This is a genomic window from Streptomyces sp. NPDC002787, assembly GCF_053592095.1.
This window is the reverse complement of the sequence record NZ_JBSFVC010000003.1, coordinates 252,109-272,674: the sequence shown is the minus strand read 5'-3', so window position 1 is coordinate 272,674 and position 20,566 is coordinate 252,109. Positions and strand designations below refer to the sequence as shown.

The window sequence follows — 20,566 nt, the reverse complement described above, 5'->3', positions numbered from 1 at the left end:
GCGCTGCTGGACTCGGCCTCAGCCCGCCGCCACGGTCAGCGGGGCGTAACGTCGGGTCCAGTCACCCGGGAGCTCCGAAATCCCGTACGTCATCACCGTGTTGAAGGCGACCGATGCCAGGCCGCGTTCCTTCACCCACCTCAGCAGGCCCTCATGGCGTACGTCGATGTCGGTGCGCAACGGTCGGTCGGTGTGGGCGGCCAGGGAGGCGATGAGCGCCTTCGCCGTCTGTGCGTCACGGGCGATCAGCGGGCCGACGACGTGTGTGTCCATGTTGGGCCAGGCGGCCGCGTATCCGATGATCCGGCCGTTCTCCTCGGCCACGCGCAGTTGATCTGCGAAGGCGGGGAGCCGGGTGAGGATGTGGGTGCGATCCGTGCCGAAGGCCTCCTCGTCGAGGCGCAGGAGCGTGGTGAGGTCCTCGGCCGTGGCAGGGCGCGTGGAGACGGCGGGATCAGGTCCGCCCGGCGTGAAGTGCCCGCAGACCATCTCCGCCTCTCCAGTGATCTTGAAGCCCAACTCCTCATAGAGCGGACGCCCGTAGGGAGTGGAGTGCAGGGTCAGCGGGGTCGTACCCATCTGCGAGAGGACATGGCGCATCAGACGGCGGCCGATGCCCTGGCGGGCGTGCCGCTCGGCCACCAGAACCATGCCGATCGCGCCGAGATCCGGGCGGCCCGCCGGGCCGTACTCGGTCACCACGCAGGCGGTGACGAGACCACCCTCGGGATCATCGACGCCGTACCCGGTGCCGGCTGTGAGAAGCAGCCCCCACTTGTGCTCCTCGCGTGGCCAGCCCCGGTCCTGGGACAGATCGGCGCACGCGGTGAGATCGCGAGGCGTCAGGCGGCGGATGGGCAGAGCTGCGGGGGAAGGTGTCGACACGCAGGTCAGGCTGTCCGACACGAGCCCTCGCGTCCACTGGTTTGCCGTCAGACGCACGGTTTTTTGGCCATCTCGTACACAACCGCACAGCGCGCGGGCAGATGTTTCACGTGAAACATCGCCTCCAGGCATACGCGTGCAGGTGCGCGGCTAGCCTCGGCTCCCATGACGCGACTGCACCTGTTCGACTTGGACGGAACCCTGTTACACGGCACGGCGGCCCCCGTGGAGATCTCGCGGCAGCTCGGTCTGGACAAAGAGATAGCCAAGCTCGAACGAGACTTTGTGACACGACACATCGACTCACGGGGCTACGCACAACGCGTCCACGCGCTGTGGGCCGGCCTCACCGAGAGCCATGTCGCTGCGGCCTTCGAAGGTGCGCCCTGGCTGCGACGGATCCGGGACACCTGGGCCGAGATCCAGGACCGGGGAGAGTACTGCGCCGTCATCTCGCTCTCGCCCTCGTTCTTCGTCGAGCGGCTCACGGCGTGGGGCGTGCACGCGGCATACGGTTCGCGTTTCCCCTGTGTGCCTTTCACCGAGCCTGTCGACCCCGACGGGATCCTCACACCGGGGGCCAAGGTGGAGATCGCGGACCGGCTCTGCGCGGAGTTCGGGTTGACCCGCGCTGATTGCGTCGCATACGGCGACTCTCTCTCCGACGCGGAACTGTTCGGTACTGTGCCGATCTCGGTCGCGGTGAATGCCGACCGTCATCTGACGGGGCTCGCCACTCACTCGTACACAGGGCAGGATCTGTGGGATGCCTATGGATTGGTGGGCCGCGCCCGGTAATTGAAGGAATTGTTGATTCGCCCCCATTGAATTCCTTGTAAGGCAAGGGGGGACTTGTGTGTGGCGCGCCTGCCGGTAGGGTCGATTCCGGTTCGTGTCCGAAGCGAGATGCAGTCGTCTCATGGCGGGGGCGTGAACGCAGCTCAATGCAGCCTAACCGGACAGGGAGATCGAGGACCTGTGTTTACCGTTACGAGGTGAGGTGCTCGTGTGCTGTGGAACGCTGCGGTGAGGGCTGCGGCTCACGTCACACTCTCACCTACTTGTCCGTACGGAGTGGGAACCCGGATTGAATGTGGCCGCAATGGTCGACCGGGAACGAACGGGGAAAGCAAGGCCGTCCGCGGGGGAAAGCGTGCGACTCCCGACTGGGGAAGTGCGCAGATCGACCGAAAGATGCTCGAGGCGAGGCAGACCATGGACGCTCCGACCACCACGTCGGCCGGCAACGGCACTTCGGGGGACAGTGACGGAGGCGGCTGGTTCACGCCGCGCTTGTCTCCGCCGTCCCCCGGCGGGGACAAGGAGCCCGAGGGCAACCGTCTCGCCGCCCTACGGCCCATGGGGCGGCCCCAGGAGCCGAAGAGCAGCGCGCAGCAGGACCGTGGCGACGCCGCGAGGGAGCGAATACAGACCTCCGCGGACGTTCCGCTCAACGCGGCGCCTCAGCCCCAGCCCGGCCCGGTGGCCGCGGAGCCCGGCTCCGATCAGTCCGTCTTCGACACCCGGCTGCCCATTCAGCGCGCCGACAGTACCGCCGCCTCCCCCGACGCCGTTCTCATCCGGCGGACGATGAACGAGATCGGACCCGTCGCCGACAAGGTCACCTCGTACTTCTACGCGATGCTCTTCGTCCAGCACCCGGATCTGCGCTCGATGTTTCCCCCGGCGATGGACGCCCAGCGCGACCGACTGCTCAAGGCACTGCTGACCGCTGCCGAGCACATCGACAACACTCCGGTCCTCGTCGACTATCTGCAGGGCCTCGGCCGCGGCCACCGCAAGTACGGTACCCAGGCCGAGCACTACCCTGCCGTCGGCGAATGCCTGATCGGCGCACTGAGCCGGTACGCCAAGGAGAGCTGGGACGACGAGACCGAGGCGGCCTGGGTTCGGGCATACACGACGATCTCCCAAGTGATGATCGACGCGGCGGCCGCCGACGAACTGCGCTCCCCGCCCTGGTGGCTCGCCGAGGTCGTCTCGCACGAGCTGAGAACCGCCGACATAGCGGTCCTCACCGTCCGCCCGAACCAGCCGTACCCCTTCCTCGCCGGGCAGTACACGAGCCTGGAGACCCCCTGGTGGCCGCGGATCTGGCGGCACTACTCGTTCGCCTCGTCGCCCCGCTCGGACGGACTGCTGTCGTTCCATGTGAAGGCGATCTCCGCGGGCTGGGTCTCCAACGCCCTCGTGCACCGTGCCCGGCCCGGCGACGTTCTGCGCCTGGGGCCGCCGGCCGGCGCGATGACCGTGGACCACACCACCGACAGCGGCCTGCTCTGTCTGGGCGGCGGCACCGGTATCGCACCCATCAAGGCCATCGTCGAGGACGTCGCGGAACACGGGCGGCACCGTCCGGTCGAGGTCTTCTACGGAGCCCGCACCGGCCAGGACCTCTACGACCTCGACACGCTGCTGAGGCTGCAGCAGAGCAATTCGTGGCTCGAGGTCCGTCCGGTCGTCGACCGGCACGGACTGCTCCAGCTGCCCGATGCCATACGCGACTACGGCCCGTGGAACGAGTACGACGTGTATCTCTCGGGCCCGCCCGGCATGATCCGCAGTGGTGTGGACGCGTTGAGGGACGCCGGCATCCCCTCGGAGCGCATACGCCATGACTCGGTGGAGGAACTGGTGGCCGCCGGAGACTGACCGCCGAGGTCTCCTCTACGGGCCCGGGTCGACATCAGCCCAGGTCGGGCGCGTGCATCGCGCGTACGCCCTCGATGTTCCCGTCCAGGTAGTGGCGCAGGGACAGCGGGACGAGGTGCACGGAGGCGATGCCGACCCGGGTGAAGGGGATACGCACGATCTCGTACTCGCCCTGAGGTTCGTCCACCTCGGGGCCGTGCCGCTTGGAGGGGTCCATGGACTCCAGACGGCAGACGAAGAAGTGCTGGACCTTCACACCGGTGGCGCCGCCGTCCCCGATGTGCTCGACGGTGTCCACGAAGCAGGGCACCACATCGGTGATCTTGGCGCCGAGTTCCTCGTGCACTTCGCGGTGGAGCGCGTCGACCACAGTCGTGTCCTCCGGTTCGACCCCGCCGCCCGGCGTGAGCCAGTAGGGATCGACGCCCGGCTTGGTCCGCTTGATCAGGATCAGGTCGTCGCCGTCGAGCAGAACGGCACGGGCGGTGCGCTTGACCACGGGTCGTACGGTCATGGGAGAAATGTGGCCCTGCATGTTCCACGTGAAACATCGCCGAAGCGAGGAACAGCGGCTCCCCGGCGCTCGTGCATGGCCCGCCGTCGCCACCCGCTTCCGTCGAGGAGCTCAAGGCCGCCTCAGGACCAGCCCACCGCGGCCCGCAGCAGCCAATCGTGCGCCCGCGCGATGTGCGGCATGGCTAGGGTGCCGGTACGGACCACCAGGAAGTACGTCCGCAGCGGGGGCACCGTCGGGTCGAAGAGCGCGACGACGTCGCCGCGTTCCAGGGCGGAGGCGCACAGGTAGCGGGGCAGTACCGCCAGACCGGCGCCCGAGATCGCGCAGGCGAGGACCGCGCGCAGGTCCGGGACGACGACGGTGCCGGAGGAGGCGGGCCGGGAGTCGAAGACCGAGGCCCAGTAGCGAGCGATGAACGGCAGTGACTCGTGTACCTCGACGACCGGGAGATCCTTCAGCATGTGCGCCCCCTTGCGGCGCAGCTTGGCGGGAGCGATCTGCTGCGCCCAGCGCGGGGCGGCGACCAGGACGTGTTCCTCGTCGCAGAGTGCAGTTGCTGTGAGCAGGGCACCCCGCGGCTGGGCGGTGGTGATGGCCAGATCGTGGTGGCCGGCGGCAAGGCCCTCCAGCGTCTCGTCGGAGTTCCCGAAGGAGACTCGCAGCGCGAAACCCTGGCCGTCGTCGCCGGTCAGCTCGGTGAGGGCGGGCAGGGCCCGCTCGGCGGTGAACTCCGGTGGGCCGGCGAGATGGAGGGTCCGTAAGGAGGAGTCGTCGTCGAGGCCGGTCTCGGTGATCTCCACCAGCGCGTCCAGATGCGGCGCCGCCTTGTGGGCGAGTTCGTCGCCGATGGTCGTCGGGGTCACCCCTCGGGCCTGGCGCAGGAAGAGCGGACGCCCCAGCTGTCGCTCCAGGGTGCGTATCTGCGAGGTGACGGCCGGCTGCGAGAGGCCGAGCAGAGCGGCGGCGCGGGTGAAGGAACCGGCCCGGTGCACGGTCACGAAGGTACGCAGTAAGGCCAGATCCATGGTCGCCCCTTCCCCTCCCCTCGCCGCTCCGGAGCGCCCAACTATAAATAAGTCGATAGGTCCCTGTCGCTACTGTGATTGGACACTGACACAGAGTCAACTAGCCTTGTTCGCGCGGTTCTTCGCGCGCGGAACCGGGGACGGTCCGAGCCACGAGGGGGGAGGCTCGGACCGTCCGTTGGGCGTAGCTGAGTACTAGTCGGTAGCAACAGCGAGCGCCCGCAGCACATCCGCCACCAGGTCGTCGGTGTCCTCCGCGCCGGCCGAGAATCGGATGAAGCCCTCCGGGACCGCGTCGCCTCCCCACCGCCCACGACGCTCGGCGGTGGACCGCACCCCGCCGAAGCTCGTGGCGTCGTCCACGAGCCGGAGCGCGTCGAGGAAGCGGTCGGCGCACGCGCGTGTGGGCAACGCGAACGAGACCACACACCCGTAGCGCCGCATCTGCTGCGAGGCGATCTTGTGCGAGGGGTCGTCTGGCAGTCCCGGGTAGCGCAGTCCGGTCACCGCGGGCCGTCCCTTGAGCGCCTCGGCCACGGCCAGGGCATTGGTGTTCTGACGGTCGGCGCGCAGTTGGAGTGTGGCGAGCGAGCGGTGTGCGAGCCAGGCCTCCATCGGGCCCGGGATCGCCCCGACGATCTTGCGCCAGCGCCGTACACCGGCCATCAGCGAGGCGTCGCGCCCGGCCACGTATCCGAGCAGGACGTCCCCGTGCCCGGTCAGTTGCTTGGTGCCGCTGGCGACGGCGAAGTCGGCGCCCAGATCCAGCGGCCGCTGCCCGAGTGGGGTCGCCAGGGTGTTGTCGACGGCGACGAGACAGCCACGCGCGCGTGCCGCCTCGCTCAACCGCCGCACGTCGCACACGTCGAGGCCCGGGTTCGACGGTGTCTCCAGCCACAGCAGCTTGGCGCCGTCGAGCGCGTCGAGCTGCGCGTCACCGCCCGTCGGGGCGCTGCGTACCTCGATGCCGTACGACCGCAGCTGCTCACCCGCGAGGGGCAGGACGTTGTATCCGTCGCTCGGCAGGACCAGGACGTCACCGGTGCGCAGCTGGGAGAAGAGGACGGCCGAGATGGCGGCCATGCCGGAGGCGAAGGCGACCGCCTCGGCGTCGGCCTGCCCGGGTGCCTCCAGTGAGCCGATCGCGCTCTCCAGGAGGGTCCAGGTGGGGTTCTGGTCCCGTCCGTAGGCGTACGGGCCGGTGGGCTCGCCCGGCAGGTGGTAGTGAGCGGCGAAGACCGGCCCCGGGAGGGTCGGCTCGTGCTTGACGGGCTCGGGCAGCCCGGCCCGCACCGCGCGGGTGCCGTCACCGGGGCCCCTGGCGGGGTTCTCCGTGCTCATGCGGCCCGTCCCTCCACCTTCTCGCGTACGGCGTCCAGCAGACCGGGGCTCGCCGCCTCCACGAGCTCCAGGCACTCCTCGAAGCCGTCCATGCCCCCGTAATAGGGGTCGGGAACGTCGAGGTCGTCGCCGGCTGCGGGGTCGTAGGAGCGCAGGAGCCGGATCTTGTCCGCGTCCGCCGCGGTCGGCGCTAGGCGGCGCAGGGCCTTGAGGTGGCCCTCGTCGAGGGCGATCACGAGGTCGAGGCGGGAGAACCAGGAGACCTGGAACTGCCGGGCCGCGTGGATGCTGCCGTAACCATTCGCCTCCAGGACGGAGACGGTGCGCGGATCGGCGGCGTCACCCTCGTGCCAGCCGCCGGTGCCCGCGCTGTCGACCTCGACCAGGCAGTCGAGCCCGGCTTCCGCTATGCGGGCGCGGAAGACGGACTCGGCCATGGGGGAGCGGCAGATGTTGCCGGTGCAGACGAAGCAGACTCGGTACGTCATGCCGGGCCCTCAGTCTCCGTCAGGCAGGACGAGGTGGAGTGCCCAGGAGACGATCGAGATGATCAGGCCGCCGAGGACGGCGGTCCAGAAGCCCTCCACGTGGAAGCTCAGGTCGAGCTTGTCGGCCAGCCATGAGGTGAGCAGCAGCATCAGGGCGTTCACGACCAGCGTGAACAGGCCGAGCGTCAGGATGAACAGCGGGAGGGTGAGCAGCTTCACAAGCGGCTTGACCAGCGCGTTGACCAAGCCGAAAACGAGGGCGACCAGCAGTAGCGTGCCGACCTTCTTGCCCGTGCTGTCCCCGGTCAGCGTGATCTTGTCGAGCAGCCATACGGCGACTGCCAGCGCGCCCGCGTTGGCGATCGTCTTGACTAGGAAATTCATCATGTGTCTGATCGTGGCAGACGAGATCGGTACGAGCACTGGGCAGGGGCGACTAAGTCGATGAAGGCATTCCGGTTGGACGAACTGGAGGCGGAGCGCGCCGCCAACGACGGTGCTTACCTGCAGTTCCTGCACGAGCGGAACATGTCCGTCGGTCTGTACGCGCTCGATGCCGGTGACCTTGATCCGCAGAAGCCGCACGGTCAGGACGAGGTGTACCTCGTCGTGAGCGGCCGCGCCTCGCTCACGGTCGGCTTCGAGACCACCCAGGTGGCGCGCGGCAGTGTCGTGTACGTGCCTGCCGGAGTCGCCCACAAGTTCCACCACATCACCGAGGACTTGAGGGTCGTGGTGGTGTTCTCTCCGCCGGAGGGCTGACGTCCGCTTCCGTGTTCCCTAGGGGGACGATCAGGGACGGACAAGGGGTGCGAAGCCCCCGAACGGCCTCTTCGCGGCCCTAGCATCGATGGCAGGACAGCAGAAGGCCCGGAATCAGTGCCCCGGTGTGCGGGGCGACGGGTGGCGACGTGAGGAGCAAGGGCGATGCGGGAGATCTTCGCGGGGATGCCGTGGTGGGTGAAGTGGATCGCGGTGCCGGTCATCGCCCTGCTGGTGTTCGGAGGGCTGATAGTCAGCGTCGTCCAGGTCGTGGTGAGCCTGCTCTTCAAGGTGCTGGTCTTCGTGGCGCTGGTCGGCGGACTGATCTACGCCGTACGGAAGTTCACGGCGGGCTCCTCGTCACGCGGCGACTGGTGAGACGTCAGCACGGCGCGACGGCTGAGGCGTGAGTGGGTGAGGCCTGGCCAGGGCACGGCGGTAAAAGGAACGTGAGGTTCCCTCGCCAGGGGGAAGTTTCCCGGCTGGGCCGTCTGCGAGCGGTGACGGGCGGCTAGAGTCCGGGCACTCGTCGCGGGTTCGACCCCGCGGGCGGCGCATCTCCCTCCCGTGTCCCCGCACGGGCGGCCCTCCTCGCGCTTCGGGAGTGACCCTTGGCCACGGCTGACACCGCACCCGCAGAACCGTTCACCTCACCCGCCCGACAGCGCTCCCGGTCACAGAGCGCGGCTCCCCCCACACAGCCGGGACCTCGATCGACACCGGCAGCCGCCGAGCAGCCGTGTGCCCAGGCCGCTGAGCAGCCGCGTGTCCAGGCCGCCAAGACACAGGCCCCGCCGCCACCGCCGCGTGCGACGCCCTCGAAGGCCCCCGCTCCTCCCGTGCAGCCACGCACCTCACCGGGCGAGGAGAACGTGCGAGGCGCTATGCCGTCCGTGACGCAGACGCGGACGGAGTCCTCGGCGTCACCGTCCTTGGCGCAGGCGCAGCCACCGGCACCCCCGACCCGGACTCGGAGCCGGTCCCAGACACGGACGCGGACGGCGGGGCCCGTCCGTCCCGTGCCGCCTCAAGGGCACGGGACAGCGAGGGGAGCGCGCATCCCGTCCCCGGCGTCACCGGCCGCGTCGGAGGCGAACTCCGGCACGCTGATCGGCTCCGTCCAGCGGGCGATGCGGTTGCTGGAGGCAGTCGCCGAGCGGGAACAAGGCGCGCCCGCCAAACAACTGGCGCGGGACGCCGGGCTCGCCCTGCCCACGGCGTACCACCTGCTGCGCACGCTGGTGCACGAGGGCTATCTGCACAGGGAGAAAGGACTGTTCTTCCTCGGCGAGGCGGCCGAGCGGCTGAGCAGCAGCGGAGCGCAGCAGAAACGTCGCAGCACGGTGGGTGAGGCTTTGGCGCACTGGCGGGACGCCCTCGGCGCCCCCGTCTACTTCGCGATCTACCGGGACGGCGAGATCGAGGTCATGTGCGTCGCCGACAGCCCGAGCACTCCGGCAGTGGAGGAGTGGGCCGACTTCCGGGAGACGGGCCACGCGCACGCCATCGGGCAGTGTCTGCTGTCCCAACTGAGCGACGAGGCCCGCCGTGACCACCTCGAGCGTTATCCGGTGCAGTCGATCACCCCGTACACGGTCCGTGACACCGAGACGCTGCTACGGCGCCTGGACCGGATCGGGCGGATGGAACCGGTCGTGGAGCGGCAGGAGTACGCCCTCGGGACGGTCTGTGCCGCGATTCCCATCACCGCCGGGACGACCGCCGCGACGCTGGCCATCTCGCTTCCCTGCCACCAGGCCGACCGGCTGTTGCCCGCGGCCCATCAGTTGCAGACGGAGATCGGAAAGCTACTAGGGACACTCGCGATCTCTATCAGCATCTGAAAAATCACTCCTTGTGATCTCTCGTGTACTTTCAGCAAACTTCCAGAGGTGTCAGGCGGATGATTCCTGGCCAGTCGACGAACACGGCGGGGTAGGCGATGCGCGAGTCGGTACAGGCAGAGGTCATGATGAGCTTCCTCGTCTCGGAGGAGCTCTCCTTCCGCATCCCGGTGGAGCTGCGTTACGACACCTGTGATCCCTACGCCGTGCGGCTGACCTTCCACCTGCCCGGCGACGCCCCCGTCACGTGGGCCTTCGGGCGGGAGCTGCTCATCGACGGGGTGGGGCGGCCGTGCGGGGACGGGGACGTCCACATCGCGCCCGCCGATCCGGAGACGTTCGGCGAGGTCCTGATCCGGCTTCAGGTGGGCACCGACCAGGCGATGTTCCGGGTGGGCACAGCGCCGCTGGTGGCCTTCCTGGACCGTACGGACAAGCTCGTGCCGCTGGGGCAGGAGCGTTCCCTCGCCGACTTCGACATGCTGCTCGACGAGGCGCTGGACCGCATCCTGGCGGAGGAACAGAGCGCGGGATGAAGCGTTACGGCGCCGACGGCGCCGTAACGCTTCAGCGCTTGCGGCGGCGGCCCCTTCCCCCACGTGCCGGAGCCGGCACGGCCGCCGCTTCCGGGGCGCTGGGGCGATCGGCCGAGACGACGAGGGCGGCCAGTGCCGTGGTCACCGGGACGGACGCCACCAGGCCGATCGAGCCGACGAGCGTGCGCACGATCTCCTCGGCGACCAGTTCGCTGTTGGCGACCGTGCCGACACTGCTCTGCGCGATCGAGAAGAGCAGCAGCAGGGGCAGCGCCGCACCGGCGTAGGCCAGCACGAGCGTGTTGACCACCGAGGCGATGTGGTCCCGGCCGATCCGGATGCCCGCGCGGTACAGCCCCCGCCAGCCCATCGCCGGGTTCGCCTCGTGCAGCTCCCAGACCGCCGACGTCTGGGTGACCGTCACGTCGTCGAGGACACCGAGCGAACCGATGATGACGCCCGCGAGCAGCAGACCGCTCATGTCGATCGTCGGGTACAGACCGTGGATCAGGCCGGTGTTGTCGTCCGTGTTGCCGGTCAGATAGGCCCAGCCGATGAACCCCGAACCCAGCAGACCGATCAGCAGCAGTGAGATCAGGGTGCCGAGGACCGCCACGGATGTCCGGGCCGAGAGCCCGTGGCACATATAGAGCGCGATCAGCATGATGGCGCTCGACCCGACCACCGCCACCACCAGCGGATTCGATCCCTGGAGGATGGCCGGCAGGATGAAGAGCGTCAGCACCAGGAAGCTGATGGCCAGCGCGATCAGGGCCATGAGACCGCGCAGCCGGCCCACCGCCACGACGGCGAGCGCGAAGATCCCGGCGAGCAGCGCCATCGGGAACTTCCGGTTCACATCGGTGACCGAGTACTGCAGGTCCCTGGGCGCGGCAGGCTCGTACGCGACCACGACCTCCTGGTCCTGCTCCAACTGCCGTGACTGGTCGGGCTGCACGATCTCCGTGAACGTACGGCCCTTGTCCTTGCCGGTGTCGACCCGGATCGTGGCCTTTTTGCATGTGCCGTTCGCCTGCTGCTGGGCGGACGAGCCCTCGGCCGTGGACGTGTCGCCGGTCGGGGGGACGCCCGAGGCGTTGACCGACGAGCAGTCGACCTCTTCGACCTTGGTGACGGTCGCCTGTTGTGTCTGCCGGTCGAAGCCCACCCCGGTGCGCTCATGCGCCGGTGCGCCGCCGGGCCAGAGCACGACGAGGCCCACGACGACCGCGGTCGCGAAGGGGATCAGCACTGCGGCGATGACCTTGCGCAGGTGCTGTGAGACGGGTGCGGCGGGGCCGTGGCTGTGGCTGTGGGAATGGCCGTGGCCGCCGCCGGAGGAGGAGCCGTGGCCATGTCCGTCACCGGGGCCATTCCCGCCTCCGGAGCCGTGTCCGCCCCCGGAGCCGTATCCATGGCCGCCGCCGGAGCCATGCCCATGGCCGTTTCCTGGGCCATGGCCATGGGGCGGCTCGGGGGGCGGAGGCGGGGGCTGCTGCGTCGTGGTCACCGACCGATCATCGCAAGAACGAGCGATGCCCACTGTTCACCGCGCCACATCTGCCGCTAGCGTGGAGGCACCTTTGCACACGCGGGAGCTCGGAGCACCGGGCTGAGAGGGCGCTGACCTCCGCAGACGCGATGTTTCACGTGGAACATCGTCGGGCGGAAATCGCTGCGTCGACCGCTGAACCTGTTACCGGGTAATGCCGGCGTAGGGAGTAGGTCTCATGACCATCGAGGACACACGCACGCCTGCCTCCAGCCAGACAGACGGGGCATCTGCCGCGTCCGAGGGCGAAAGGAACCAGGGCGAACAGCCCCTGGAGGCCGGGAAGTCCATCGGCTGGCACAAGGCGTACATCGAGGGCTCGCGCCCCGATCTGCGGGTGCCGGTCCGCCAGGTGCACCTCACCAACGGGCAGTCCGTCACTCTGTACGACACCTCCGGCCCGTACACCGATCCGAATGCGGAGACCGATGTCAGGAGGGGGCTCGTCCCCGTTCGTGAGAACTGGATCATCGGCCGGGGGGACACGGAGGAGTACGCGGGCCGTCCTGTCCGCCCCGAGGACGACGGGATCAAGCACACGTCGCCGCGCGGCGGGCTGCGCAACCTCGACGCGGTGTTCCCGGGGCGGCCGCGCCAGCCGCGCCGGAGCCGCGACGGCCGAGCGGTGACCCAACTCGCGTACGCGCGACGCGGGGAGATCACCCCCGAGATGGAGTTCGTCGCCGTACGAGAGAATGTCTCGCCGGAGGTCGTCCGGGAGGAGATCGCCGGGGGCAGGGCCGTCCTGCCTGCCAATGTGAACCATCCGGAGATCGAGCCGATGATCATCGGCAAGCGGTTCCTGGTGAAGGTCAACGCCAACATCGGCAACTCCGCGGTCACCTCCTCCATCGAGGAGGAGGTGGAGAAGATGACCTGGGCGACTCGCTGGGGCGCCGACACGGTCATGGACCTGTCCACGGGCCGGAACATCCACACCACCCGCGAATGGGTGCTGCGCAACTCCCCCGTCCCCATCGGCACCGTGCCGCTCTATCAGGCACTGGAGAAGGTCGACGGCAAGGCCGAGGAGCTGACCTGGGAGATCTACAAGGACACGGTCATCGAGCAGGCCGAACAAGGCGTGGACTACATGACGGTCCACGCGGGCGTGCGCCTGGCGTACGTACCGCTGACTGCGAACCGTAAGACCGGCATCGTCTCGCGCGGCGGCTCGATCATGGCGGCCTGGTGTCTGGCGCACCACAAGGAGTCGTTCCTCTACGAGAACTTCGAGGAACTGTGCGAGATCCTCGCCGCCTACGACGTCACGTACTCCCTCGGCGACGGCCTTCGGCCGGGCTCCATCGCGGACGCCAACGACGAGGCGCAGTTCGCGGAGTTGCGCACGCTCGGGGAACTCAACCGGATCGCGAAGCGTTTTGATGTACAGACCATGATCGAGGGCCCGGGACATGTCCCGATGCACAAGATCAAGGAGAACATCGACCTGCAGCAGGAGATCTGCGATGAGGCTCCGTTCTATACGCTCGGCCCGCTGACCACGGACGTCGCACCGGCGTACGACCACATCACCTCGGGCATAGGCGCCGCGATGATCGCGTGGTGGGGCACCGCGATGCTCTGCTACGTGACGCCCAAGGAGCACTTGGGACTGCCTAATCGTGACGACGTGAAGACCGGCGTCATCACCTACAAGATCGCCGCCCATGCGGCGGACATCGCCAAGGGACACCCGGGCGCACAGGAGTGGGACGACGCGTTGTCGGACGCCCGCTTCGAGTTCCGTTGGGAGGACCAGTTCAACCTGGCCCTCGACCCCGACACGGCCCGTGAGTTCCACGACGAGACGCTCCCCGCCGAGCCGGCCAAGACGGCCCACTTCTGCTCCATGTGTGGTCCGAAGTTCTGCTCGATGAAGATCTCCCAGGACATCCGCCGTGAACACGGCGGCTCCCGGGACGAGATCGAGGCGGGCATGGCCCAGAAGTCCAAGGAGTTCGCGGAGGCGGGCAACCGCGTCTATCTGCCGATGGCGGACTAGGCGCAGCGACGCGCAGGTCGACACGTGGCGACATGGTCGTGGCGGTCGACCGGCCGTGCGACGAGCGGCGCTCTTCCGGCTGGTTGCCGGGAGAGCCCGTCGCGGGTCGGCGGTGCGGTGGGACGGTTCGGGCGAAGGCCCGTGTCGCGCCGGGTGGCCGCCGAAACCCGGTGGCTTCCGGGGCGGCGGCCGGAACCCGGGCGCTACTCGGGCTGATGCTCCGGGCCGCCGAAGTCCGGGCTGGTGAAGTCCGGGCTGGTGTAGCTGGGGCGGGAACCGGCGCCGCCGCTGTCCGGGCTGCTGCTGAAGCTCGGGCGGTTGTAGCCGAGGTGCGGCATGCGGCTGGGCCGGGCCGGCCGGTCCGGTTCGCTCAGCGCCGCCGGGCCCGGGTTCGCCAGGGCGTCACGGAGGAACGGCAGGATGCCGCGCTCCAGGAGGGCCAGGCGCCAGGCCTCCCTGGCCCGGTTCACCTCGTCGTTCAACTCGCTGCGCGCTCCGTCGTCCAGCAGGGCGGTGGCGTTGTTGCGCAGAGCGGTGAGCAGGAGACCGACCGCGGCCACGAGGATCGCCGCCGCCGTGACCGCGCCGAAGACCCATCCTGTGGTGAGGAGGGTCTCGGCGATCGCCCGCTCGGGGTCGAGCACCTTCATGACGTATCCCACGAGCAGGAAGAGCACCGCGGCGGTTCCCGCGAGGACGGGTGCGAGCACCGCGGCTATGGCACCGGCGCCCGCGCCGACCGCTTCGGTGACCTCGCCCATGGCGGCGGCGAGCCCCACCGTGGTGCCGTCCGGTTCGGGGCCGGACGTCGTTTTCTCGGGGGTGGATGTGGTCGCCGACGACGGGCTGCGGAATTCGTCGCGGACCTTTACGTAGTACTGGTATTCGGTCGACGCGGCGGCCGTGATGATCGCCGTGGCGTTGAGGGCCATGGTGCGCAGCTGTTCGGGGTTGAGCCTCTGCAGACCAGCAGCGAATTCCGGGCGGTGTGGTGCGGAGCGCAGCGCCTCGCCGAGGATCCGCTCGTACTCCTGGCGGTCCTCACTGAGCAGGTGCTGCGGAACGCTGTTCATGTGCATCCCCCGATGCTCCGTAGGGCTGTGGCTCGGCATGCTGACGAGCCGTCGGGCAGAAACGGAGGGGAGCCTGCTACGGATAAGCCGATGGTAGAGCGGTGACGGCAGGCGGTGACAGGGGGTTTGAAGAAATTGGCCCCTGGCCAGCGAAGTCTTCCGACGGAAGACGCCTGCCCGGCGAAGGCTCAGGTACGCAGCGGAAGTTCCTGGACCAGCAGCTTTCCGGCCATGGTCACGCCGCCGTCCATGGCGACGGCCAGACCGTCCGCATAGATGTACGGCCCTTCGACCGAAGGTCCCGTGTCGTCCTCGCCGTCCTCCGAGCCGACCTCGCCCAGGAGGTACGGAATGGGGCTGTGACCATGGACGATGCGCGTGCCGCCGTAGACATCGAGCAGGGAGCGCACGGCGTCGGCTCCGCCCTCGTCGCGGAAGGAGAAGCGCCGGGTGAACTTGCGGAAGAGGTCCCAGACCTCGTCCGCGTCGTTGCGCGTGATCGTCTCGCGGATGGTGTCGTTGACCGCCTCGATGGAGTCGCCGTAGTCGCGGTAGGCGGTGGTGTCGGAGTGCACAAGGAGGTGGCCGTCGACCTCCTCCATGGCGTCGAGGCGGGCCATCCACTGGAGGTGGTGGTCCTGGAGGCGGTCCATGTCGGTCTTCTGCCCGCCGTTGAGGAGCCAGGCGGCCTGGAAGGTGGCGGTGCCCGCGCCGGAGTTGACGGGCGTGTCGCCGAACCGCTTGGCGCCCAGCAGCAGCAGCTCGTGGTTGCCCATGAGGGCCTTGCAGTAGCCGCCGGCCGCGGCCGCCTCGGCGGACAGACGCATCACGAGGTCGATGACGCCGATGCCGTCCGGGCCGCGGTCGGTGAAGTCGCCGAGGAACCAGAGCCGGGCGGTGCCCGCCGACCAGTTGCCCGCGGCGTCGACGAGGCCCTTCTCGCGGAGCGCGGCGAGGAGCTCGTCGAGGTAGCCGTGGACGTCCCCGACGACGAAGAGCGGTCCGGGCCGGGCGGAGGTCTGCTCGGCCGGCACGGTCTCCGGGTCGATCACGACCTGAACCGTGTCTCCCCGGTTGATCACCGGCAGATCCCGCTGGGTCGGGGTGTACCCCTCCGGGTAGCCCTCCGGCTCGTCGGCGGGCCTGGCGGCCTCGCCGGGGTGCGTGGTGTGTCCGTACGGACCGGCCTCGTGGACGTACGCGGGCACGCGGAAATCGCGCACCGTCGGCGTCCGCACCTCGGGTCCCTGACCGGCCCCCTGAGTCATCGACCCCTCCACCACCATCGCCCGCATCTGCACCGCATCGGACTGCCTGGTCGCAGCGGCCCGCGGTGTCGTGCGCCCATCATAGGAATGCGGATCGCGCCATGTGATGACCCAGGGGTGGTGAAATGGCGCAGGCCCCCAGTTCACCGCGGTTTTCTCCCGAATTGGGCGGGGCTCTCCCCGCCCAATTCCCGTTCGGGTCCTCAAGCAGGACGTCAACCCTCTTCAGGCGATCGTGGCGGGCTGACCGTCGTACGCGGTGGACGTCGCTCGGACGAGGTCCGAACGATCAGCTCCGTCGGTATCACCTGCTCGACCGGTTGGTCCGATTCGACCCCCTCGATGGCGTCGATGAGGAGCTGGACCACCGCCGTGCCGATGCGGCGCGGCTTCAACGAGAGCGTGGTGATCGGCGGCTCGGTGGTCGCGTACACGGCGGACTCGCTGCAGCAGACGAGCAGCAGGTCGTCGGGGACGCGCAGACCGTACCGCCGGGCAGCGGCCAGCAGATCGGTGCCGTTGGGGTCGAAGAGGCCGTAGACCGCGTCGGGGCGGTCCGGCCGGGCCAGCAGCCGGTCGGCGGCGACGGCCCCCGCGCATGGATCGTGCGCCGGATAGGCCTCGTACACCGGATCCTGGCCCACACGCTCGCACCAGCGCAGGTATGCGGTGGTGGAGAGATGGGTGTATGTGTCCGTCGTCGTGCCCGTGAGGAGTCCGATCCGGCGGGCGCCCGCGTCGGCCAGGTGGTCGAGGATGCCGAGGACCGCGGCCTCGTGGTCGTTGTCGACCCACGCGGTGACCGGGAGCGAGCCGGCCGGGCGGCCGTCGGAGACGACCGGTAACCCCTGGCGGACCAGTTCGCTGACGACCGGATCGTGGTCGGAGGGGTCGATGACCACGGTGCCGTCCAGGGCGACGTTCGACCACACGTCGTGGCGAGAGGTCGCGGGGAGGATGACCAGGGCATAGCCCCGGGCCAGCGCGGCCGAGGTGGCGGCCCGCGCCATTTCCGCGAAGTACGCGAACTCGGTGAAGGTGAAAGGTTCATCCCCATACGTGGTCACGGTCAGGCCGATGAGGCCGGACTTGCCGGTTCTGAGGGTTCGGGCCGCCGCCGAGGGGCGGTAGCCAAGTCGGTCGGCGACCTCACGTACATGGCGTCGGGTGGCGTCCGGGAGCCGGCCCTTGCCGTTGAGGGCGTCGGAGACGGTCGTGATGGAGACTCCGGCGGCGGCGGCCACGTCTCGGATGCCCGCCCGGCCCGACCGGTTGCCTCGGCGGGGAGTTTCCGCGCGGCTCACCTGGTGCTTCCCTGCTGCTGTCATGGCGAGCCGATAGTAGGGCTCATGCGGTGGGGTAGTGCGGACGCATATGCACTCGTTGACAGGCACGTTTCTGCAAGGTCACTAGGGGCCAATTACCTTACAATGAAAGGGAGTTGGGCGATCCAATGTCAGGACGTGACTCGTAGACGCGCATGGGCCTGCCAAGTACCCGAAGTTTCGAAGAGGTCTCAACTCACCTGCACGGGTGATGCGCGCCACGGCGCGAGCCACCGGCGCGCGCGCCCGCAAGTGGCGCGCCCCCTGATTCGTACACCTTCGTGTGGTGATGCCCGTGAGGTCGATGGGACGGCAGGGGCGTGGATGACGGCACAGAAGATGCCTGGAGTGTGGGGTGGGCGCGGTTGTCCACAGGCCATTCGCAGGGGCGCCGAATCCTCATAAGGTGAGAAGCATTACGTCGACGAGGAGGACTGCGGTGAGCGAGACGAGCCCCAAGCTGCGAGCCGAGCTGGAGGGTATCCCCACCTACAAGCCCGGCAAGCCGGCCGCGGCGGGCGGCCCGGTGGCGTACAAGTTGTCCTCCAACGAGAATCCCTACCCGCCGCTGCCCGGCGTGCTGGAGAGCGTGACCGGATCGGCCGCGTCCTTCAACCGGTACCCGGACATGGCGTGCACAGGGCTGATGAACGAGCTGTCGGACCGCTTCGGGGTGCCGGTCGCCGACCTTGCCACGGGCACCGGCTCGGTCGGCGTGGCCCAGCAGCTGCTGCAGGCGACCTCGGGACCCGGTGACGAGGTGATCTACGCCTGGCGGTCGTTCGAGGCGTACCCGATCATCACGCAGATCAGCGGGGCCACGTCCGTGCAGGTGCCACTGACCCCGGGCGACGTGCACGATCTGGACGCGATGGCGGACGCGATCACGGACCGGACCCGCCTGATTTTCGTCTGCAACCCGAACAATCCGACGGGCACGGCGGTGCGCCGGGCCGAGCTGGAGCGCTTCCTCGACCGGGTGCCCGGTGATGTGCTGGTGGTGCTGGACGAGGCGTACCGCGAGTTCGTACGGGATGTCGAGGTGCCGGACGGCGTCGAGTTCTACCGCGAGCGGCCGAACGTCTGTGTGCTGCGCACCTTCTCCAAGGCGTACGGCCTCGCAGGACTCCGGGTGGGTTTCGCGATCGCTCATGAACCGGTGGCGGCCGCGCTGCGCAAGACGGCCGTGCCGTTCGGGGTGAGCCAGCTCGCGCAGGACGCGGCGGTCGCCTCGCTGCGCGCCGAGGACGAGTTGCTCGGCCGGGTCGGCTCGCTGGTCTGCGAACGGAACCGGGTCGTCGAGACGCTGCGCGGCCAGGGCTGGACGGTACCGGAGACCCAGGCGAACTTCGTGTGGCTGCGGCTGGGGGAGCGCACGGTCGACTTCGCCGGTGTGTGCGAGCAGGCCGGCGTCGTCGTGCGACCGTTCCCGGGTGAGGGCGTGCGGGTGACGATCGGCGAGACCGAGGCGAACGACATCTTCCTCAAGGTGACGGAGACGTTCCGCAAGGAACTCTAGACAGCAACTGACCAGGGGGTCCGGGGATTTTCCCCGGGCCCCCTGATGTGTTCTGCCCCACTCTTGCGTTTTCGGGGGCCCCCACGCTCATGCCTCGAACGGCCATGCGCCATAATTGCTTGTGAATGTGAACGCGTTCACAAGCGCGTCCCGGTTGCCCTGTGGTGTACGTGACAAACAGGGCAAACTGCCGCAGTGCCACGGCATGTAAGGAGAAGACGTGGACCTCGCTCTGGCGCCGGAGACTCTGGCGCGATGGCAGTTCGGTATCACCACCGTCTACCACTTCCTCTTCGTCCCCCTCACGATCTCGCTCGCCGCGCTCACCGCCGGCCTGCAGACCGCCTGGGTGCGCTCGGGGAAGGAGAAGTACCTCAAGGCCACCAAGTTCTGGGGCAAGCTCTTCCTGATCAACATCGCGATGGGCGTCGTCACCGGCATCGTGCAGGAGTTCCAGTTCGGGATGAACTGGTCCGACTACTCGCGCTTCGTCGGCGACGTCTTCGGAGCCCCGCTCGCCTTCGAGGCACTGATCGCCTTCTTCTTCGAGTCCACCTTCATCGGGCTGTGGATCTTCGGCTGGGACAAGCTGCCGCAGAAGATCCATCTCGCCTGTATATGGATGGTCTCCATCGGCACGACCCTGTCGGCGTACTTCATCCTCGCGGCCAACTCCTGGATGCAGCACCCCGTCGGCTACCGGATCAACGAGGCGAAGGGGCGGGCCGAGCTCACCGACTTCTGGCTTGTCCTGACCCAGAACACCGCGCTCACCCAGGTCTTTCACACCCTTTCGGCGGCCTTCCTCACCGGTGGCGCCTTCATGGTCGGCATCGCCGCCTTCCATCTGGCCCGCAAGAAGCACATCCCGGTGATGAAGACCTCGCTGCGCCTCGGTCTGGTGACCGTGGTCATCGCCGGCATGCTCACCGCGATCAGCGGCGACCTGCTCGGCAAGGTCATGTTCAAGCAGCAGCCCATGAAGATGGCCGCCGCCGAGGCCCTGTGGGACGGCGAGGCGCCCGCGCCCTTCTCCGTCTTCGCCTACGGCGACGTCGACGAGGGCCACAACAAGGTCGCCATCGAGATCCCCGGCCTGCTGTCCTTCCTCGCCAATGACGACTTCGACTCGTACGTCCCCGGCATCAACGACGTCAACAAGGCCGAGCAGGAGAAGTACGGGCCCGGTGACTACCGGCCCAACATCCCCGTCGCCTACTGGGGCTTCCGCTGGATGATCGGCTTCGGCATGACGTCCTTCGCCATCGGCCTCGTCGGACTCTGGCTCACCCGCACGAAGTTCCTGCTGCCGCAGCATCTGCGGGTAGGCGACGACGAGGTGCCGCATCTCGTGCTGTTGCCGAAGAAGGCCCTCGGCCCGACCCTCACCAAGTGGTACTGGCGCATCGCGGTGCTGACCTTGGGCTTCCCGCTGATCGCCAGCTCCTGGGGCTGGATCTTCACCGAGATGGGCCGCCAGCCGTGGGTCGTCTACGGCGTGCTGCGCACCGAGGACGCGGTCTCCCCCGGTGTCTCCCAGGGGGAGATCCTCACCTCGATGCTCGTCTTCACCACGCTCTACGCCATCCTCGCCGTCGTCGAGGTCAAGCTGCTCGTGAAGTACGTCAAGGCGGGTCCGCCCGAGCTGACGGAGGCCGACCTCAACCCGCCCACGAAGATCGGCGGCGACTCCCGTGACGCCGACAAGCCGATGGCCTTCTCGTACTAGGCCGCACCGGGCCAAGGGAGCACA

19 protein-coding genes are annotated in these 20,566 nt (G+C 68.6%); 9 read left to right on the top strand and 10 right to left on the bottom strand.

The genetic code is table 11. The features are described from left to right. Positions 1–18: 18 nt before the first annotated feature. Positions 19–885 carry a GNAT family N-acetyltransferase gene (locus ACWD26_RS05310; RefSeq protein ID WP_451266381.1) on the bottom strand — a complete coding sequence of 289 codons (867 nt, stop codon included), beginning with the start codon at positions 883–885 and terminating at the stop codon, positions 19–21. A gap of 165 nt (positions 886–1,050) precedes the next feature. Between ACWD26_RS05310 and ACWD26_RS05305 the strand changes: the two genes are divergently transcribed. Continuing rightward, a complete protein-coding gene (locus ACWD26_RS05305; RefSeq protein ID WP_451266379.1) occupies positions 1,051–1,683 on the top strand; it encodes an HAD family hydrolase in 633 nt (210 codons plus the stop codon). A 417-nt stretch (positions 1,684–2,100) separates the two neighbouring features. Continuing rightward, on the top strand, positions 2,101–3,558 hold the full coding sequence (locus ACWD26_RS05300) for a globin domain-containing protein (RefSeq protein WP_451266377.1): 1,458 nt from the start codon (positions 2,101–2,103) through the stop codon (positions 3,556–3,558). A 34-nt stretch (positions 3,559–3,592) separates the two neighbouring features. Here the strand turns inward: ACWD26_RS05300 and ACWD26_RS05295 are convergent, their stop codons facing one another. The 5 genes from ACWD26_RS05295 to ACWD26_RS05275 form a co-directional block, all read right to left on the bottom strand. Beyond that, the gene (locus ACWD26_RS05295; protein WP_451266376.1) at positions 3,593–4,072 is read right to left on the bottom strand and encodes an NUDIX domain-containing protein; all 480 of its coding nucleotides are present in this window, start codon (positions 4,070–4,072) and stop codon (positions 3,593–3,595) included. A 122-nt stretch (positions 4,073–4,194) separates the two neighbouring features. Beyond that, the gene (locus ACWD26_RS05290) at positions 4,195–5,100 is read right to left on the bottom strand and encodes a LysR family transcriptional regulator (RefSeq protein ID WP_451266374.1); all 906 of its coding nucleotides are present in this window, start codon (positions 5,098–5,100) and stop codon (positions 4,195–4,197) included. Between the two features lie 195 nt (positions 5,101–5,295). Then, a complete protein-coding gene (locus ACWD26_RS05285; protein WP_451266372.1) occupies positions 5,296–6,441 on the bottom strand; it encodes a cystathionine gamma-lyase in 1,146 nt (381 codons plus the stop codon). Then, positions 6,438–6,929 carry a low molecular weight protein-tyrosine-phosphatase gene (locus tag ACWD26_RS05280; protein WP_451266370.1) on the bottom strand — a complete coding sequence of 164 codons (492 nt, stop codon included), beginning with the start codon at positions 6,927–6,929 and terminating at the stop codon, positions 6,438–6,440. Before ACWD26_RS05280 ends, ACWD26_RS05285 begins: the two co-directional genes overlap by 4 nt. A gap of 9 nt (positions 6,930–6,938) precedes the next feature. Beyond that, positions 6,939–7,316, bottom strand: a complete 378-nt coding sequence (locus ACWD26_RS05275; protein ID WP_451266368.1) for a phage holin family protein — start codon at positions 7,314–7,316, stop codon at positions 6,939–6,941. A gap of 57 nt (positions 7,317–7,373) precedes the next feature. Between ACWD26_RS05275 and ACWD26_RS05270 the strand changes: the two genes are divergently transcribed. From ACWD26_RS05270 to ACWD26_RS05255, 4 genes are all read left to right on the top strand, one after another. Then, positions 7,374–7,691, top strand: a complete 318-nt coding sequence (locus ACWD26_RS05270; protein WP_451266366.1) for a cupin domain-containing protein — start codon at positions 7,374–7,376, stop codon at positions 7,689–7,691. Between the two features lie 165 nt (positions 7,692–7,856). Further along, a complete protein-coding gene (locus tag ACWD26_RS05265; RefSeq protein WP_451266364.1) occupies positions 7,857–8,069 on the top strand; it encodes a DUF5326 family protein in 213 nt (70 codons plus the stop codon). 728 nt (positions 8,070–8,797) lie between these two features. Continuing rightward, entirely contained in the window at positions 8,798–9,535 is a 738-nt protein-coding gene (locus tag ACWD26_RS05260) for an IclR family transcriptional regulator (RefSeq protein WP_451266654.1), read from the top strand. A 98-nt stretch (positions 9,536–9,633) separates the two neighbouring features. Next, entirely contained in the window at positions 9,634–10,071 is a 438-nt protein-coding gene (locus tag ACWD26_RS05255) for an SsgA family sporulation/cell division regulator (RefSeq protein WP_451266362.1), read from the top strand. Positions 10,072–10,102: 31 nt separating this feature from the next. On the opposite strand, the gene ACWD26_RS05250 is transcribed toward ACWD26_RS05255, so the two are convergent. Continuing rightward, entirely contained in the window at positions 10,103–11,581 is a 1,479-nt protein-coding gene (locus ACWD26_RS05250) for a YibE/F family protein (RefSeq protein WP_451266360.1), read from the bottom strand. Between the two features lie 220 nt (positions 11,582–11,801). Between ACWD26_RS05250 and thiC the strand changes: the two genes are divergently transcribed. Beyond that, entirely contained in the window at positions 11,802–13,628 is a 1,827-nt protein-coding gene (gene thiC, locus ACWD26_RS05245) for a phosphomethylpyrimidine synthase ThiC (protein WP_451266358.1), read from the top strand. Positions 13,629–13,831: 203 nt separating this feature from the next. On the opposite strand, the gene ACWD26_RS05240 is transcribed toward thiC, so the two are convergent. The 3 genes from ACWD26_RS05240 to ACWD26_RS05230 form a co-directional block, all read right to left on the bottom strand. Beyond that, positions 13,832–14,707 carry a hypothetical protein gene (locus ACWD26_RS05240; RefSeq protein ID WP_451266357.1) on the bottom strand — a complete coding sequence of 292 codons (876 nt, stop codon included), beginning with the start codon at positions 14,705–14,707 and terminating at the stop codon, positions 13,832–13,834. Positions 14,708–14,889: 182 nt separating this feature from the next. Next, positions 14,890–15,984 carry a metallophosphoesterase gene (locus ACWD26_RS05235; RefSeq protein WP_451266652.1) on the bottom strand — a complete coding sequence of 365 codons (1,095 nt, stop codon included), beginning with the start codon at positions 15,982–15,984 and terminating at the stop codon, positions 14,890–14,892. Between the two features lie 200 nt (positions 15,985–16,184). After that, a complete protein-coding gene (locus ACWD26_RS05230; protein ID WP_451266355.1) occupies positions 16,185–17,297 on the bottom strand; it encodes a LacI family DNA-binding transcriptional regulator in 1,113 nt (370 codons plus the stop codon). Between the two features lie 436 nt (positions 17,298–17,733). Here ACWD26_RS05230 and hisC point away from each other — a divergent pair, with 436 nt between their 5' ends. After that, entirely contained in the window at positions 17,734–18,813 is a 1,080-nt protein-coding gene (gene hisC, locus ACWD26_RS05225; protein ID WP_451266353.1) for a histidinol-phosphate transaminase, read from the top strand. Between the two features lie 220 nt (positions 18,814–19,033). Then, a complete protein-coding gene (locus tag ACWD26_RS05220; protein WP_451266351.1) occupies positions 19,034–20,542 on the top strand; it encodes a cytochrome ubiquinol oxidase subunit I in 1,509 nt (502 codons plus the stop codon). The last annotated feature ends 24 nt before the right edge of the window (positions 20,543–20,566 follow it).